Source organism: Microcystis sp. M144S2 (assembly GCF_020246065.1).
GTDB lineage: Bacteria > Cyanobacteriota > Cyanobacteriia > Cyanobacteriales > Microcystaceae > Microcystis > Microcystis ichthyoblabe_A.
Genome location: NZ_JADBTR010000096.1, coordinates 1 through 17,654 on the forward strand (window position 1 = coordinate 1; position 17,654 = coordinate 17,654).

The 17,654-nt window shown below is 43.7% G+C and carries 17 protein-coding genes, 1 tRNA gene and 1 pseudogene; 8 read left to right on the top strand and 11 right to left on the bottom strand.

Annotated elements, in window-relative coordinates; genetic code table 11:
- Window positions 1–506: 506 nt before the first annotated feature.
- The gene (rpaA, locus tag IM462_RS11880) at window positions 507–1,247 is read right to left on the bottom strand and encodes a two component system response regulator RpaA (RefSeq protein WP_002736267.1); all 741 of its coding nucleotides are present in this window, start codon (window positions 1,245–1,247) and stop codon (window positions 507–509) included.
- A 511-nt stretch (window positions 1,248–1,758) separates the two neighbouring features.
- Between rpaA and IM462_RS11885 the strand changes: the two genes are divergently transcribed.
- The 8 genes and pseudogenes from IM462_RS11885 to IM462_RS11920 all read left to right on the top strand — a co-directional run bounded on the left by IM462_RS11885 (window position 1,759) and on the right by IM462_RS11920 (window position 9,152).
- On the top strand, window positions 1,759–2,478 hold the full coding sequence (locus IM462_RS11885; protein WP_287701391.1) for a biliverdin-producing heme oxygenase: 720 nt from the start codon (window positions 1,759–1,761) through the stop codon (window positions 2,476–2,478).
- 374 nt (window positions 2,479–2,852) lie between these two features.
- Window positions 2,853–3,098 (top strand): acyl carrier protein, encoded by a 246-nt coding sequence (gene acpP / locus IM462_RS11890; protein ID WP_287701393.1) that lies wholly within the window; start codon window positions 2,853–2,855, stop codon window positions 3,096–3,098.
- A pseudogene (locus IM462_RS11895) lies at window positions 3,071–3,452 on the top strand (beta-ketoacyl synthase N-terminal-like domain-containing protein); the annotation flags it as partial. The gene acpP and the pseudogene IM462_RS11895, both read left to right, overlap by 28 nt.
- Window positions 3,453–3,842: 390 nt before the next feature.
- Window positions 3,843–4,094 (top strand): acyl carrier protein, encoded by a 252-nt coding sequence (locus IM462_RS11900; RefSeq protein ID WP_287701395.1) that lies wholly within the window; start codon window positions 3,843–3,845, stop codon window positions 4,092–4,094.
- Window positions 4,095–4,163: 69 nt separating this feature from the next.
- Window positions 4,164–5,414 carry a beta-ketoacyl-ACP synthase II gene (fabF, locus tag IM462_RS11905; protein WP_287701397.1) on the top strand — a complete coding sequence of 417 codons (1,251 nt, stop codon included), beginning with the start codon at window positions 4,164–4,166 and terminating at the stop codon, window positions 5,412–5,414.
- 82 nt (window positions 5,415–5,496) lie between these two features.
- Window positions 5,497–7,503 (top strand): transketolase, encoded by a 2,007-nt coding sequence (tkt, locus tag IM462_RS11910; protein WP_287701399.1) that lies wholly within the window; start codon window positions 5,497–5,499, stop codon window positions 7,501–7,503.
- A 414-nt stretch (window positions 7,504–7,917) separates the two neighbouring features.
- Window positions 7,918–8,685, top strand: a complete 768-nt coding sequence (locus IM462_RS11915) for a hypothetical protein (RefSeq protein ID WP_287701401.1) — start codon at window positions 7,918–7,920, stop codon at window positions 8,683–8,685.
- Entirely contained in the window at window positions 8,682–9,152 is a 471-nt protein-coding gene (locus tag IM462_RS11920) for a type II toxin-antitoxin system VapC family toxin (RefSeq protein ID WP_004159431.1), read from the top strand. Before IM462_RS11915 ends, IM462_RS11920 begins: the two co-directional genes overlap by 4 nt.
- 779 nt (window positions 9,153–9,931) lie before the next feature.
- On the opposite strand, the gene IM462_RS11925 is transcribed toward IM462_RS11920, so the two are convergent.
- From IM462_RS11925 to IM462_RS11970, 10 genes are all read right to left on the bottom strand, one after another.
- Window positions 9,932–10,016: transfer RNA gene (locus tag IM462_RS11925), tRNA-Leu, on the bottom strand.
- A complete protein-coding gene (locus IM462_RS11930; RefSeq protein WP_287701403.1) occupies window positions 9,995–10,882 on the bottom strand; it encodes a M48 family metallopeptidase in 888 nt (295 codons plus the stop codon). The genes IM462_RS11925 and IM462_RS11930 overlap by 22 nt, the downstream gene beginning before the upstream one ends.
- Window positions 10,875–11,294, bottom strand: a complete 420-nt coding sequence (locus tag IM462_RS11935; RefSeq protein ID WP_002748977.1) for a tetratricopeptide repeat protein — start codon at window positions 11,292–11,294, stop codon at window positions 10,875–10,877. The genes IM462_RS11930 and IM462_RS11935 overlap by 8 nt, the downstream gene beginning before the upstream one ends.
- Before the next feature lie 119 nt (window positions 11,295–11,413).
- Entirely contained in the window at window positions 11,414–12,151 is a 738-nt protein-coding gene (locus IM462_RS11940) for a sulfite exporter TauE/SafE family protein (protein ID WP_104396523.1), read from the bottom strand.
- A gap of 31 nt (window positions 12,152–12,182) precedes the next feature.
- On the bottom strand, window positions 12,183–12,950 hold the full coding sequence (locus IM462_RS11945; protein ID WP_002754509.1) for a proteasome-type protease: 768 nt from the start codon (window positions 12,948–12,950) through the stop codon (window positions 12,183–12,185).
- A 240-nt stretch (window positions 12,951–13,190) separates the two neighbouring features.
- Window positions 13,191–13,967 carry a 3-oxoacyl-[acyl-carrier-protein] reductase gene (gene fabG / locus IM462_RS11950; protein WP_287701412.1) on the bottom strand — a complete coding sequence of 259 codons (777 nt, stop codon included), beginning with the start codon at window positions 13,965–13,967 and terminating at the stop codon, window positions 13,191–13,193.
- A 141-nt stretch (window positions 13,968–14,108) separates the two neighbouring features.
- Window positions 14,109–15,008, bottom strand: a complete 900-nt coding sequence (locus tag IM462_RS11955; RefSeq protein WP_287701404.1) for a lysophospholipid acyltransferase family protein — start codon at window positions 15,006–15,008, stop codon at window positions 14,109–14,111.
- Between the two features lie 105 nt (window positions 15,009–15,113).
- Window positions 15,114–15,599 (bottom strand): DUF29 domain-containing protein, encoded by a 486-nt coding sequence (locus tag IM462_RS11960; protein ID WP_287701406.1) that lies wholly within the window; start codon window positions 15,597–15,599, stop codon window positions 15,114–15,116.
- A 475-nt stretch (window positions 15,600–16,074) separates the two neighbouring features.
- The gene (locus tag IM462_RS11965; protein ID WP_287701408.1) at window positions 16,075–16,722 is read right to left on the bottom strand and encodes an SH3 domain-containing protein; all 648 of its coding nucleotides are present in this window, start codon (window positions 16,720–16,722) and stop codon (window positions 16,075–16,077) included.
- Between the two features lie 454 nt (window positions 16,723–17,176).
- Window positions 17,177–17,654 (bottom strand): M10 family metallopeptidase C-terminal domain-containing protein (locus tag IM462_RS11970; protein ID WP_287715224.1); only part of this gene is annotated, 478 nt, incomplete at its 5' end.

Genomic DNA, 17,654 nt, shown 5'->3' on the forward strand with positions numbered 1-17,654 from the left:
GAAAATTCCCCAAGCTCCCTCTCTGTCCAGCAATGCTCTAAAGTTGATAAATATCAATCTAACAAAAACTCAAAGCCCTATTGTACAAGCTTTACAAGCATGAGTTGTTGATAGTTTTGCATGACAGGTTCGGTAGAGCCATAATTGCTCCTCCCTACTTATTGGCACTCAATAGCATAATTCTTTGAGCGACTTTTTCAGCAAACCCTATATACAAAGTCAGCATTCATGAGGGGAAGCCTGGGGCGAAGTAATTCGCCCGTTTAAAAGCCCCGTCCCATGGCTAAAAGCGAGAGACTTCTGCTGACACTAAATTCAACCAGTAATTACTCCCGCCATTGTCCTGAATTGCAGGGGGTGTTTTCCCCTTGTTATCGTCAGGGTCAAAAAGAGGCCTCAGCCATAGCCATCAAAACCCAACCGCCGGTCAAACCTTCTCAATCGGAAGAGGAGGAGGAGCGAGGAAACAATAGTCCCTATTGCCTATTTAGACAATCGCTCCCTGTTTAAACCGTTGCCGCCGATGAATCAAGCACCACCTGTTCATTGGTGGGTAACTCCAGACAATAACCCGCACCGTAAACGGTTTTAATATAGCGAGGATGACGGGGATCGGGTTCTAGTTTTGTTCTCAGATGGCGAATATGGACGCGAATAGTCTCGATATCATCATCGGGATCGTATCCCCAGACTTCCTTGAGAATATCACTGGGGGAAACGGTTTGACCGTGACGTTGGAGAAGACAGTGGAGTAACTCGAATTCTAGATGGGTTAACTTGACCACACCTTCAAACCAGACCGCCTCAAAACGTTCGGGAACCAGGGTTAAAGGTCCAAAACTGAGTATTTCTGAGTGTTTAGCGGCTTGGGGAATGCGATCGGTGCGTCTGAGGAGAGCGCGTACCCTAGCTAACATTTCCTCCACCTCGAAAGGTTTGGTCAGGTAATCATCAGCACCCGCATTAAAACCTTCCACTTTATCTTGGGTTTGTCCTAAAGCTGTGAGCATCAAAATCGGGATGTCGGACGTGCGTTCATCTCGTCGCAAACGCTGACAGACGGTAAAACCATCGACTTTGGGCAGCATTAAATCCAGCATGATTAAATCGGGTTGTAACTGGACGGCCAAGGCCTGGCCTTTAATCCCGTCCTCTGCGGGATTAACGTCATAACCCGCCATCTCCAAGTTGATGGAGACTAATTCCGCGATCGCAGGATCATCATCGATTACAAGTATTCGGGGCATTACCAGAGTGTTATGACTAAGGGTTTGGGTAGGGGGTTGCTAAATGTGTTCTCGCTGACATCGCAACTATGGCTTTGTCTCTCAAGGGCCTGAGTTTAGCACAACATAAAGAATCCTGTACTGATTATAAGCATGATTGCTAAATTCGGTTTTAATTTGTGAAATTTTGCTGATATAAGTCTCCTGAATGTTAAGAATTAATAAGAAGTGTGAATAATGTTGCTCGATAATCGATATTAGTGCTATTTTCTAGCTTTATCTCTCTCCAAAATCAACTAGGGAGCAGTTTTTCACTAATCTTTACAATTGCGCCATCTCGATCAATACCGGTTTTAACCGGCGGTCAAGTCCTGCTAGAGCTACATTTCTCCCCTAAGCTCCCCCAGCGGCACTGTAAAAATTCTTAATAAAATTACCGATCGATTCAGTTTAATCTACCAAAATAGACGGTTTTAGTAAGCATCTGTAACGAACCCGATCCATTCTACTCATCCCAACAGGTGATCATAATATGAGCGTTAATTTATCAACTCAACTGCGGGAAGGCACGAAAAAATCCCATACCATGGCAGAAAACGTCGGTTTTGTCAAGTGTTTTCTCAAAGGTGTGGTGGAAAAAACTTCCTATCGCAAACTGGTGGCTAACCTCTACTTCGTCTATTCGGCCATGGAGGAGGAGATGGAAAAACTTCCTAGTCATCCCGTCGTTTCTAAAATCTGTTTTCCCGAACTCAATCGCAAAAATGCGCTGGAACAGGATTTATATTTTTATTACGGTCCAAATTGGCGCAACGAGATCGCTTTATCTCCCGCAGGTCAGGCCTACGTTAACCGGATTCGGGAAATCGCCACAACAGAACCCGAATTATTAGTCGCTCATTCCTATACCCGTTATCTCGGCGATCTGTCCGGGGGGCAAATCTTGAAAAAAATCGCCGAAAAAGCGATGAATCTGGAAACTGGTGGCACAGCTTTCTATGATTTTAAAGATATTACCGACGAAAAAGCCTATAAAAACCACTATCGTCAAACCCTCGACGAGTTACCAGTGGATCAAGCCATGGCTGATCGCATTGTCGCCGAAGCTAACGCCGCTTTTGGCATGAACATGAAAATGTTCCAAGAGTTGGAAGGTAATCTGATCAAAGCGATCGGAATTATGCTCTTTAATACTCTCACCCGTCGTCGCAGCACCGGCAGCACCGAAACTGGATTGGCCACCGCCGAATAGTAGTCAAGAAAACCAAAAAAAACGGAAATTCTAGAATTGGGGTAATAGTTAGCCATGATTATTATCTGAATTTCAGAGTTGTCCGTTATATTTTTGCTTTTTATTCGGTCGTCAGGAGATAGGAGATTATTTTTATTGATTCTCCCTTCTCCCCACACCCCACTTCCCCACTTCCCCACTTCCCCACACCCCACACCCTTGTCTTCTGATGATCGCGAAAAAACTTCATCAAGAGGGGAACAACTTCCAGTAAGATGAAAAATGGTCAGTGAAAAAGCTAACCGAAATTTATTGTCGGAAATGGTAACACCGCCCTATTTCCCCAGACCCTAGAGGCTAGAGTCCGGTAAACCAGCGGATAAAAGTTGACATCCATGAGTGCAGAAATTTTCGATCGAGTTAAAAAAGTTGTTGTGGAACAATTAGAAGTAGAGGATCCGGGTACAGTTACCCCCCAAGCAAGCTTTGCTGATGATCTGGAAGTTGATTACTATGATTTGGTCGAGTTAGTGATGGCTTTAGAGAAAGAATTTGATATTGTAATTCCCGACGAAGATGCCCAACAACTTGACACTGTACAAAAAGCTGTCGACTATATTCAGTGCAAGATTCTCGATTAGTTATCGACGCTCTCAATCAATGCCGATAATATAGGTGTACTAATTGGTACGGGCGTAGGTGGCATAAAAGTGCTGGAGGATCAACAGGAAATTTACTTGACAAAAGGTCCGAGCCGGTGTATTCCCTTCATGATCCCGATGATGATTGCCAATATGGCCGCCAGTTTAACCGCTATCCACACGGGGGCCAAGAGACCGAGTAACTGCACCGTGACCGCTTGTGCTGCCGGTTCCAATGCCATCGGCGATGCTTTTCGTCTAGTACAAAGGGGTTTGGCCAAAGGGATGATCTGCGGTGGGACGGAAGCCGCCGTTACCCTCCTAGGATTGGCTGGTTTTGCCTCCGCTAATTCTAGGGGGGGGTAATGGTCAGCCATGGTCAGCCATGATTATTATCTTAATTTCGGAGTTATCCGTTATATTTTTGCTTTTTATTCGGTCGTCAGGATTCAGGAGATTATTTTTATTTATTCTCCCCACACCCCACACCCCACTTCCCCACTTCCCCACTTCCCCCACTTCCCCACTTCCCCACACCCCACACCCTACACCCCACACCCTACACCCCAATTTCCCTGATGATCGCGAAAAAACTTCATCAAGAGGGGAACAACTTCCAGTAAGATGAAAAATGGTCAGTGAAAAAGCTAACCGAAATTTATTGTCGGAAATGGTAACACCGCCCCATTTCCCCAGACCCTAGAGGCTAGAGTCCGGTAAACCAGCGGATAAAAATTGACATCCATGAGTGCAGACATTTTCGATCGAGTTAAAAAAGTTGTTGTGGAACAATTAGAAGTAGAGGATCCGGGTACAGTTACCCCCCAAGCAAGCTTTGCTGATGATCTGAAAGCGGATTCCCTTGATGTGGTCGAGTTAGTGATGGCTTTAGAGGAAGAATTTGATATTGAAATTCCCGACGAAGCGGCCGAACAAATTCTCACTGTGGGCAAAGCTGTCGAGTATATTAACGAGAAAGTAGGAGCAACCGCCTAATTATTGCGGGAAAATTGACAATTAGGATTAAATATCTGGGGCAAAATCTGCCCTTATTTTTGAACAAACATGACAGAATTGCCATTAAAAAGGGTTGTCATCACGGGGATGGGTGCGATCACTCCCCTCGGCAATAATCTAGCCGACTATTGGACAGGCTTAATCAACGGCAAAAGTGGCATTGGTTTAATCACCCACTTTGATGCCTCCCGTCACGCTTGTCGCATTGCTGGGGAAGTGCGGGGTTTTGACCCCCACGACTATGTGGATCGCAAAGAGGCAAAGCGGATGGACCGTTTCGCTCAATTTGCCGTCGCCGCCAGTTTGCAAGCACTGCAAGATTCTCGATTAGTTATCGACGCTCTCAATGCCGATGATATAGGTGTACTAATTGGTACGGGCGTGGGTGGCATAAAAGTGCTGGAGGATCAACAGGAAATTTACTTGACAAAAGGTCCGAGCCGGTGTAGTCCTTTCATGATCCCGATGATGATTGCCAATATGGCCGCTGGTTTAACCGCTATCCATACGGGAGCCAAGGGACCGAGTAACTGTACCGTGACCGCTTGCGCCGCCGGTTCCAATGCCATCGGCGATGCTTTTCGTCTAGTACAAAGGGGTTTGGCCAAAGGGATGATCTGCGGTGGGACGGAAGCCGCCGTTACCCCCCTAGGATTGGCTGGTTTTGCCTCCGCTAAGGCCCTGTCCACCCGCAACGATGACCCCACCCGGGCCAGTCGTCCCTTTGACAAGGATCGGGATGGTTTTGTCATGGGGGAAGGGGCAGGAATCCTGATTATAGAGGAATTAGAAACGGCCTTGGCTCGTGGGGCGCGGATTTACGCCGAAATGATCGGTTATGGTCTGACTTGCGATGCCTATCACATGACGGCTCCGGTTCCCGACGGTCGTGGGGCCACCAGAGCGATCGAATTAGCGATCAAAGATGCCGGTTTAACTCCGGCGGAAATTAGCTATATCAACGCCCACGGCACCAGTACAGGGGCCAATGATCCCACGGAAACCAAGGCGATTAAAAAAGCTTTAGGAGAATCGGCCTACAAAATCCCCGTCAGTTCCACCAAATCGATGACAGGCCACCTTTTAGGCGGTTCTGGCGGCATTGAAGCCGTGGCCACGGTAATGGCGATCGCTAATGATCGGATTCCCCCGACTCTCAACCTGGACAATCCCGACCCCGATTGCGATCTCGATTACGTCCCCTACGAAAGTCGTCAGCAGATAGTTAACGCTGCCCTCTCCAACTCCTTTGGATTTGGCGGCCATAACGTCACCTTAGCTTTTAGAAAATATGCTTGAGTCGATGCCCCTGAAAGAGTAATCTGTGAGTGGCTCCCTCTTTAACCTGGTCTTATTTTTGTAGTTCATTCTAAAAAACATTATGGTTGTCGCCTCCCAATCCCTCGAAGAACTTTGTATTAATGCGGTACGTTTTTTAGCGGTGGATGCCGTGGAAAAAGCTAAATCCGGACACCCCGGACTGCCCATGGGAGCCGCTCCCATGGCCTTTGTCCTCTGGGATCAATTCCTGCGTTTTAACCCGAAAAACCCCCAATGGGTCAATCGCGATCGTTTTGTTCTCTCCGCCGGTCACGGTTGTATGCTGCAGTACGCTTTGATGTACCTGACCGGATACGATAGCGTTCCCCTAGAAGAAATTAAACTATTTCGCCAGTGGAAATCGAAAACCCCTGGCCACCCCGAAAATTTCGTCACGGAAGGGGTAGAAGTGACCACCGGTCCTCTGGGTCAAGGGATTGCTAATGGTGTCGGTTTGGCCCTAGCAGAAGCTCATTTAGCGGCCCGTTTCAACAAACCGGATGCCAAAATTATCGACCATTACACCTATGTGATTTTGGGTGATGGTTGCAATATGGAGGGTATTTCCGGGGAAGCTTGTTCTTTAGCCGGTCACTGGGGTTTAGGCAAGTTAATCGCTCTCTATGATGATAACCATATCTCGATCGATGGTTCCACCGATATCGCTTTCACCGAAGACGTGAGCAAGCGTTTTGAAGCCTACGGTTGGCACGTTCAGCACGTCGAGAATGGTAACACCGATTTAGATGCCATTGCCAATGCGATCGCAGCTGCCAAAGCTGTCACCGATAAACCCTCGATGATTAAAATCACCACCACCATCGGTTATGGTTCCCCCAATAAGTCTAATACCGCCGATGTTCACGGGGCAGCTTTAGGAGCAACGGAAATCGAGTTAACCCGGAAAGCCTTAGGTTGGCAATACGAGCCGTTTGTGGTTCCCGATGAGGTGTTAAATCGTTTCCGGCAAGCAGTGGACAAGGGAGCGACGGCAGAAACGGACTGGAATAAGTTATTTAACGAATATCAGGCCAAATATCCCGCAGAAGCGGCTTTATTTGAACAGTTAACCACCGGTCAACTGCCGGAAGGTTGGGAGCAAGCTTTACCTGTTTATAAACCCGAAGATAAGGCGCTTGCTAGTCGTAAACACTCGGAAATCTGCTTAAATGCTCTTGCGGGGGTTTTACCCGGTTTAATCGGTGGTTCGGCGGATTTAACCCACTCTAACTACACGGAATTAGAGCATTTTGGTAATTTCCAAAAAGGCAGTTATCAGGAGCGTAACGTTCACTTTGGCGTAAGGGAACACGCAATGGGGGCGATTTGTAACGGGATTGCTCTCCATAACACGGGATTGATTCCCTACGGGGCGACTTTCCTGATTTTCACCGACTATATGCGGAATTCTATCCGTTTATCGGCATTGTCAGAAACTCGCGTCATCTGGGTAATGACTCACGATTCCATTGCCCTAGGGGAAGATGGACCGACTCACCAACCCGTGGAACACGTTGCTTCTCTGCGAGCTATTCCTAACCTCTTAGTCATGCGTCCGGGAGATGGTACGGAAACTTCTGGCGCTTATAAAGTAGCGGTGAGCGAAAAGAAACGCCCGACTTTATTGGCTCTCTCCCGTCAAAATCTGCCCAATTTAGCGGGAACTTCCCTCGATGGTGTGGCTAAAGGTGCTTATATTATCACCGATTGCGAAGGTACTCCCGATGTCATTCTCATCGGTACGGGGGGCGAGTTATATCTCTGCGATAAAGCGGCTGCGGTGTTGAAAGAAGCAGGAATTAAAGCCCGCGTCGTTTCTATGCCCTGTTGGGAGCTATTCGAGGAACAATCGGCAGAATACAAAGAATCGGTATTGCCGAAAGCAGTGAAAAAACGTCTTGCGGTGGAAGCGGGTTCAACCATGGGTTGGCATCGTTACATCACCGATGAGGGGGATGTGTTGGGGGTTGATACCTTCGGCGCTTCTGCTCCGGGAGGTGTGATTCTAGAGAAGTTCGGTTTTACCGTGGATAACGTGGTAGCGAAGGCAAAAGCGTTGTTAGGTTAATTAAAACTTTGGTTTTGTGGAAAAAGCCCGCGCAAGCGGGTTTTTTTGTGGTTATAGGTCAACCTAGTTTAGGGTCTGCTGAAAAAGTTTTTTGTGGGGGCAGGGTGTGGGGTGTGGGGTGTGGGCTTCGGCCGTGAGCTCAGCCGAACGGGTGTAGGGTTTTACCCATTTTCAGACGGTCAATTACCTAATTTTCAGGGAAAAAGTCCAGGAATTTTCGCCCCGATCCCTCCAATGGCTGGCACTTTTTGAGGTCAAAAAAGTCTAAAAGTCTTATCCAACAAGGTTTTTAGATTTACTCAGCCAACCCTAGTTTAGGCTTTAGGGTTAGTTCATGTAAAAATGTAAAGTAGGAAGCTTTAGTAGGTAGCCAAAACCTTTACACTTGAGATAATTATCACGATTCCTGGAGCCATGACTAAAGGGGAAAGCCCTATATCGAAGGAAACAATCAAGAGCCTAACACTAGATATAGAAGGCTCACTGTTGTCTTTTGATAAATTTATCAAGGCTCAAGAACAATTAGCAATACTACTCCATGAAGTAGATAAAACCCTTGCTAACAAAAATCGCCCCCTGATAAATTGGAGAATCTCTCAAATTCATAGTGGCAGCATTCATCTTACTTTAGAAGGAATGCCTCAAGATCAGATTACACCTAGTCAAATTTCTGAAGTTATTAAGACTGTAGAAAGGGGAATAGTAACAATTTTAGAACATCCGATTCGCCCTAAGTATTTTTCTGATCGAGCTTTAGAAAGTGCGCGATCATTAGCAATATTGAAAAAAAGAGATGAGTTTATGGTGCAATTGGGCTTTGATTCAAGGTGTATCGACTTGAATCAAGCTTTGATTGCTAATGTTGATGAAATTATCGGGGGAAAATATCAAAGTTTTGGTACTGTAGAAGGTGTGCTTAAAGCTATTGATGTAAGTCGTCAACCTATTTTTAGAGTTTACAATTTATTGACTAATAAAAGTGTTAAATGTTACTTTGAACCAAATTTACTTGATAATATCAAAGAATATCTAGAAAAAAGAGTCTCTGTATCGGGGATAGTTACCTCTAGAGAAGATGGGGAAAAAATCGGGATTAAAGTTGAGTCAATTGATCTTTTTCCTCAGGAAAAAGATTTACCTACCATTGAGGAAATGATCGGAATTTGGGGAGGAAGTAAGTGATTCGTCCAACAAAAAAGCTACACTACTGGGATTCTTGTGTTTTTTTAGCTTTCCTGAAAAATGAAAAGGATAAAATTAATGATTGTATTTCTGTTCTCAAAGCAGCTGAAAATGGTCAGGTAATAATTGTGACTTCTGCTCTTACTTTTATTGAAGTGGTGAAATTAGAAAAAGGACAGCCAAAATTACCTAAAGAAAGTGAGGAAAAAATCAGAGATTTTTTCCGACATGAGTGGATTTATATTTATGATGTGGACAGAAAAGTTGGCGAACTAGCCAGAGAATTGATGTGGCAATATCAGGCACTAAAACCTAAAGATGCAACTCATGTGGCGACGGCAATTAAAGCCAGAGTGGATGTTTTAGATACTTTTGATGATGGCTTGCTGAAACTCTCTGGAGAAATCGGTGATCCTCCTTTAATAATTAGAAAACCTTTTTTTGAAGTTCAACTTGATCTTTTTTGAAAAAATACCCATTCTCGCGCAGGAAAATTACAAATCGAATTACCGAACACAAAAGGTCTAAATTGATAGGAATACCTTCATATTAAAACAGATTTTGATTTAGTAATTACATCTCTTGCCAATGCTTTTTTTCAGACCAATTTAGAAACAGGACTATTTGTTTGGAAGCCCACACCAAAAGAGCAAATATTTTTAAGGAAAATTAATATTAATAATCAAGAAGAAGCCCTTTTAAAATGTACGTTGTCAGGAGTAAAGATTTAACAGCAAATCAAACCAATAATATCAATTGTTCTCGCCAGAAATGCCAGGATCACAACTGTAATTTCATCCCTAATTATCCCAAAATTTTATTTATTTTGTCTGATGGGATTATTTATTTTTACCAGTAATTTTGTCAACTCCTTTTTTATACTGCGTTCTGTCATCATTCCGGCCAGCATCCCGCCAAGCCCGCAAAAAGTTAAGACAGGGGCTGTAAATGGTAACATTCCTGCTAAGGCTATAGCTGCTCAAGCTCCACCAGCCAGCCCTACTCTTGCCCCAGCTTGATTATCCTTAAACAGTTTAGTCTTTTTTATGTTGTCGAAAGGTTTTGAGTATTCTGACATCGATTATTCTCCAAATCAGGATGCCGATATTACAACACAGCTTTCGGGAATTGTCTATATACTGGTCATCATTCATGCCATCGCTAAAAGCGAGGGAAAAATGCTGACACTAGGTTAGAATTGCGGTAACGCACCATAAATTCTTATGCTTGGTTTTTGTCATTTTAATGGGCGGAGTCGGACTCGAACCGACATGAGGGGCTGCCTCGCCACATTTTGAGTGTGGTGCGTCTACCAATTTCGCCATTCGCCCTTAGCATTAATTTTATTATTATAACCCATTTTTGGCCCCTTTAACAAATTTTGATAATCGGGGGAACTGCCCCAACGATCGATTTCTCGCGCACGCAGGACGGGGAGGGGATGGGTTAACTGTTGGGTTTGCAAACCCTTTAACATTTCGCCCATTTCCGAGGCACTGACGGCATCGTAGGACTTGGCCTGATCGATAAAAGCCTCTAAATTTAATAAAGGTGCGAGACTGGGGGAACCTCCGGCTAACTTCATTAACACCGACATGACGATTTTTGGGTCTTGAACTGCCAATAAAGCCGCTCGATCGCAACTAAACTCGGCGCAGCGCACCCATGCTAACATTCTCTCCTGTAGGGATCGTGCTAACATTGTCCCCCAATTGGGCAGTAATCCCGCCGCCAGAACCATAATATTGGCTAAAGTCAGATAAACGCCGTGTTCACATTTGAGATGACCTAATTCGTGGGCCATTACCGCTTGAATTTCTGCGGGAGTCAGCATTTCAATTAGGGAAGTGTGCATCACCATAAACGGTTTTTTGCCGCGCATGGCGAAGGTATAGGCGTTAGGAACGGGGTTTTGTTGAATGTATAATTGAGGTGGTTCTAAGTCGAGAATTCGGCAAGCTTCTAGGAGGAGATTATGCAGGTCGGGTAATTGTTTTTCCCCCACCAAAACACTAGCAGCAATATTATTTAAGTAAAAGAATTCCTCAGCGACGGAACCTAACAAACTTCTCACGGCTATATCTAAACCGGGCAACTGTTTAAGGGAGTTAGTCGCCTCTAGGTCGATGGGATGCCGAAAATCATTGGCTTTTAAGCCTAGTAATAACTGTTTTGATAATTCCATATTCTTATTCATTTAACCAAACTTTAACGCGTTCTAAACTTTTCCAATCGGGTTTTCTAGCTAAACCATCGGCGATATTTTCATCCACTTCTTGGCGAACTTCTTTGTTTAAACTAATTAATTGTTGCACCAGTTCGATATGTTCCCTAACTCCGGCGGTTTTGGTTTCCAACATAGCTAAAACCAAATTGATCCGGTTTTGGGGGGAAACTTTATCGAGTTTAACGGCTTTTTGGGCGGCTTTTAGGGCTAATTCCGGTTTATCGGTGAGCATATATAACCAAGCTAAACAAGACCAAACGGCGGCATTTTTAGGACTGCGATCGCTTAATTCTTTAAATTCGGGCAATAAGCTGGCAGCGTTTTCTCCCTGTTGGTAGCGTTCTAAACCTTGTTCGAGGGTAAAATTGGCGATTTCTGTCATTTTCAGCTAGGGGGTTAATCAAGGAGCAAATCTAACGGTGATCGGCGTATTACACTGTTTTAGTACAATTTGCCTTTATTTAGTATTCTAGCAAAATTTGTCCCCTTGTCAGCAAAATTTTAAAAGACGATGCCGCGTTCTCGCCAGATCATCAATAGGCCACTCATCGAAACGAATAACATCACTGCTTGTTTAAATTGCTGGGGACTCATTTTTTCTAAAACTTTTTGTCCTAACCAATTGCCTGGCCAGGCTGCTAATCCTAACAATAAACCGTAACCAAGAAAAGGCAGATGTAAAACTCCAAAAGCTGCGTAGGCGATTAATTTGGCCACATGAACTACTACCATATGAACGGATTTCGTTGCCACCATTGGTTCTTTAACTAGCCCATAGTTAATATAAAATAGGTTCATCATCGGGCCGGTACTACCGACTAATCCTGACAGGAAAGCGTAGATAAATCCCGAGGGCATAAAATACCAAGTTTTAATCTCAAAAAAAGGATTTTCTTGTTGGGGAAATAATTGTTTAAGCGAGGATAAAACCAGAAAAATTCCCAAAACTAGCGGCAACCATTTGAATTGTAAATGGGCAAACACAAAAGCGCCGAGGGTAGATCCCATAATTGCCCCGGGTAAATACCACACCGTCGAGGGCCAGTCAATGGCGCGCCAATACATTCCCATGCGTTGGACATTACCGATTAGCATCCCCGTGGTCAAAACTGGAGGAATGACGGCAGCATCGAGAAACCAACCTAAAACGGGGAGTAGAATCAGGGGGCTGCCCCCACCAGCAAGGCTACTAAAAAACCAAGCTAGACTACCTGCCAACATCAAGGTAACAATGATCATCGAGTTGTAAGGTTAATTCACAAAGAGTTACTTAATCTATTATGATATCTTCTTTGGGATCTTCATCGGTATAATGCCATTCCACATTGGGCATAGCCTCGAAAGCTTGCCGGACGTAATCTTCCCAGAGTTTCCGCATTTTGGCTAGGTAGGGATCTCCTAGGCGCAATTGTAACTTATGACGTAGGCTTAGGCTATTAGCTTCATACATACTCAAATAGATAGGCGGTCCGACGGAAATATTCGATTTCATGGTCGAATCGATGGAAAGTAAGGCACATTTGGCCATTTCCTCTAGGGGTGTATCATAGGTAATGGTACGATCAAGAATCGGTTTACCGTATTTAGTTTCACCTATCTGTAAAAAGGGCGTTTCTTTGGTGGCTTGAATATGATTTCCTTGGGGATAAATCATGAATAATTGCGGTTCTTCTCCTTTAATTTGTCCCCCAAGAATAAACTTACATTTAAAATCAATATTATCTTTTTCTAGCCAAGTTCTTTCCCTAGCTTGTACTTGACGACTTTTATCACCGATATAGTGGGCGATATCGTAGAGATGAGTCAGAGAATGGAGATTTTTATCCTCTTGATTGTGCAGATCTCTTTTTAGTTCGTGAATCACTCCTTGGCTAATCGATAAATTCCCCGATGTACAGACCATAATTACTCTTTCTCCCGATACCGAAAAGTCAAATAATTTCCGATAGGCCGAGATATAATCGACTCCCGCATTCGTGCGAGAATCCGCCCCCATAACAATGCCAAAACGATTGATAATTCCTAAACAGTAAGTCATTTTCAGTAATCAGTAAACAGTAATCAGTAAACAGTAATCAGTGAACAGTAATCAGTGAACAGTAATCAGTAAACAGTAATCAGTGAACAGTAATTAGTGAAGAGTGAAGAGTGAAGACTGAGCGGTGAATAATATCATTTAAAGCTTAAAACTTAAAACTTTAATCTGATAACTAATCACTGATAACTAATCACTGATGACTGATAACTGATAACTGATAACTGATAACTGATAACTGAATTAAGCCATAACCATACCACCATCGACGTTAAAGACTTGACCAGTGATATAAATAGCGGCGGGATCGGCGGCTAAAAAACGCACCATTCCGGCGACTTCTTCCGGTTTTCCGTAACGGGAGAGGGGGATATATTTGAGAATTTCATCTGCTTTGAGGTCATTAGTCATATCGGTTTCAATAAAGCCGGGGGCCACGGCATTAACAGTGATGCCTCGACTGGCAAATTCTTTGGCTAAAGTTTTCGTTAAACCGATAACACCGGCTTTAGCGGCGCTGTAATTAGATTGACCCGGATTACCCATCAAACCGGATACAGAAGTGATGTTAATTATGCGGCCGCTTTTCTGTTTTAACATCAATTTACTGACGGCGCGAGTGCAGAGAAAAACTCCGGTTAAATTGAGATCGATGACCGCTTGCCAGTCTTCTAATTTCATTCTTAACATCAGGGTATCCCGGGTAATACCGGCATTATTAACTAAGACATCAATATGACCGAATTTTTCCTTGGTACTGTTCACTAAGTTATCCACTTCTTCGCTTTTAGCCACATCTGCTTGTAGAGCTATTGCCTTTCCCCCGGCCGCGGTAATTTCTTCAACAACGGCATCGGCAGCACTGCTAGATTTAGCATAGTTCACCACTACAGTAGCACCCTGGCTGGCTAATTCCAAGGCGATCGCTTTACCGATCCCTCGCGAGGCCCCAGTTACTATGGCTACTTTGTCTTGTAAATGCTGGCATTCTGCGGGTAATAGTTTCATAATTTTCTGCATTCCCCAAATAATCGTCAAATCTCAAGAGAAAACTTTGTACTGATAACTTTGCTCAAAACAATTCATTATCTCACAAGCGGGTTAATCTGACCGCAGCCATCCTCAAGTGCGATCGCTTTGTCCCCACTTTCCTCTATAGTATCAGGGAGAATTGGCTGCCACTAATTGATCGAGTTGCTGCTGCATCAAATAACAGACTTTCTCATAACATTCGCGTACATAACGGCGGTCCCGGGCCGCTTTTTTGCCGTAACGTTCAAAAATAATTGGGGGACAAACCCGCGTCTGTATCGGCACAGGTAAGGGAATATTCGGCAAGGGACCGATAGCTAGTCCCCAGGGTAAACCGAAATAGATGGGACAGGTCCCTGGGTCAATACCGAAAGGCCAAGGCATACCCTGTTTATGCAATTCTTTTAATTGAGGATAAATATCTTCGAGGACAAACAGGGTCGAGTGAGCGCCGTGGGAAATGGCAGGAATAATCGGCACTTCGTACTGTAAAGCTAGTTTAACAAAAGCTAGATTACCGGCAAAATGAATTTTATTTCTTAAACTGTGGGGACGGAAAACATCCGTAGCACCTCCGGGATAAATTAGTACACTAGCACCACTATTCAAAGCGGCGATCGCCATTTTCGGATGAGCATGAATGGCCCCCATTTGGGCTGCTAGACCAGCTTGGGGTGGAAAAACTCGCCAGACTCGCGAATCCATCAAACCATAGATTAAGCGATCGCTGCCAAAGCGCTGAAACCAATCATACATCATCATAAACATATCGGGAGCCGCTAAACCGCCGTTATGGGAGCCGATGAATAATACCTGTCCTGAGGGGGGAATATTTTCCCAACCATCGGTTTTGACGCGAAAATAATGGTGATAAAACCAATCCAGAAGGGGGACAAATTTTTCGATCACTTGCGGATCGCGATCCTCTAATGACCAACCGGTGAGGGTATCAACAGGGGCATTCGCCGCTTGTAGGGATAATTCGGCAAAAGTGGCCGTAGATGAGACAAAAGAACTAAAAATCTGCATTGATGCCCAGTTGATAATTTAATCGCATCTTATTATCGCAAATTTCGGTTAAAAAACCCGCCATTTTAGAACGGCTTTCCTCGATAATTCTATCATTTTTAATGTCTAATCTTCACAGTTGAACCAATTTTTATCTAATAATTGCTCTAAACTGTAAGGACATTCTGAGGGAAAATCGCCAGAAAAACCAGTTTTTTGTTGAACATAATCGAAAGCATCCTGATAGATTATCGGTAATTCCTCAGCTAAATAATTCTGTAAATTCGTCGTTAAATATTTTCTTAATTGCGTGCGAAAACTGATAATTTCCGCTCGCCAATGATTCCGATTTATTTCTGCTTCTGTTGTCCAATATTGTAAAAGTAATAAATGCCTGATCACTTGTTCAAGTAAGCTACTGACTCGGTTTTTATCTCTTTTACTCAAGCTTTCTAATTCCTCAATTAAATGGATTACATCTAATTCATCTAAGCGATTTTCCTTGAGGATTTTTATTGTTTCCTCTAACCAAAGATGTTGATCAATTTTGTAAAGTAGGGGCAGGGTTTCTCCTCCCTCTACTTGCCAGGGATTCTGATTTAAAGTTTTCATTGGGTTGTTGGCGGTTTTTAATAGGAAATAAGCACCCTCATATATATATTAGGCCACTTTCTCCTAATTTTGATATTGACACGGGAAAAATTACCGTCCCTCCTTACAGTAACTAACTGCCATTATCCCTAAATAAATGTAAAAAAGATTAATTTTCGCCAAAATAGTTGACTTTACACTCCTCCTGTGCTGCGGTGCGCTTCAAAGTAGGTTGGGTTGAAGCATGAAACCCAACGCTAGAAACGACTCTAAGACCGATAGTCTCTCAGCTAGGGAAAGGATGTTTCCATTCAATTAATTTCTAAGCACGAGTAGAGAGATTTTTTGGCGTGGTTGAAGGAATAGAGGACGGTTTACGCAATCCCCTCGCCTTCGGTTTCCCCCTTTAAAAGGGGAGGTAGGGGGGATACCTAAGAAGTTATTTTTCAATTCTTGATTAGGGGGTATAAACCTAATTTTTCCGTAGGTTAAGTTTTTAGTTTTTACATAAAGAAACATTTTCATTGATGCCGGTTTTCCCCGTTAATATCCAGCCTTCTTGTGGTGATTTTATGGCCACCCAGTTCAGATTATCATTGGTGGTAAAGATCATTAAAGGAAATGATTCCCCTTGAACAATTTGTCCACTTTTAACGATGCCTAAATGACGGGAATTAGTGGTAGAGTCTTCATAAATTATTAAGCCATTTTTTACGGAACTATTAACGCGCAAGCAAGGAACAGTTCCTAAAGAGGTGTTATAGGCAGTAACAGTATTAGTGCCTTTGAATTGACCATTTATCCAACAGCCATATTGTATTTTTCCCGAACCTATTTGATTGATGTCATTATCTAATCTCCACCAGTAGGTTTCTTGTTGTTTCTTCTCAGCATTGGGGGTGTCAACTTCGCCAAAACATAATTGCTGTAATTCTAGTCCTGCTCCTAAGTCCATATTGGAGAAACCGAAATCTATATTTGCATCGGTTAATTTATCCCAACGTTGCCATAGTGTCCAGCCTGTTTGGGGTTGATTATTGGAACCATTCGGATCGCCTATTTCTGCTTGTGTTTTTATGGAGAAAAGGTTGATCAAGCTATAAATTGTTAAACTGAGTAAGCTGGTTTTTAAAATGTTTGACATTCTCATCTTGAATTATTGTTTAGAGGAGTAATAAGTAGGTAGGCGTTAAAAGTTGTCAGATGCCCCCCTTATCAAGGGGGGATTAAGGGGGGATCCCCCCGCCTATCGGCACTCCCCTTATCAAGGGGGGATCAAGGGGGGATTAAAGGCAAAATCCATTTTTAATTTAATTATAACCAGCTACTTAGAAAGTAATGATCAAGCAGGATTTGGAGAATAAACCCCTAGGAAGGGGAAAGAACAGAGCAAAAACCGAGAGCGAAAGATAATTGTTTAAGAAGTAACACCCCAGAGGGTTGCTTCTCCCACGGGATTTCCCTTCATCCTTGATGCTTTATCTGCACTGAATACAATTTAATTTGGTATCAGCAGAAGTCCCTCGCTTTTAGCGATGGGACTTCTGCTGACACTCAGTTAAATGCACTAAGAGCTTATTGCCTCAAACCAGAGGATGTCACAGCACTATACTGGTAACAGGTAAACTATACACTCCAGCGATCGCCAATTGCAAGTCGCTGACTGCATCGCCGTTGGTATCCCCGGAAAGGAGACCGCCGTAAAAGCGCAGTTGTCCCGCTTGACCTGAAAAATCCGAGGCACCAATAAACGTGAAACTCTGATTACCAGCGTTGAGGGAGTTGGCATCAATGCCAGAGATGTCAATAGTATCAAGACCAGTATTGAAATCGAGGATATTGTCTTGGTTTGCACCTTGACCGATTTCATCAACGGTGTTGAAGATAAAACGGTCGCGACCTTCACCTCCCGTTAGTTGATCTGACCCTAATCCTCCGTTAAGTTTGTCCTCACCACCGCCACCAATAATGACATCATTACCAGTGCTACCGGTGATAGTATCATTCCCCCAATAGCCATGAATTTGGATATTGCCACCGACAAAAGCAGTATTAGAGAAGTCGAGGGTGTTGTCA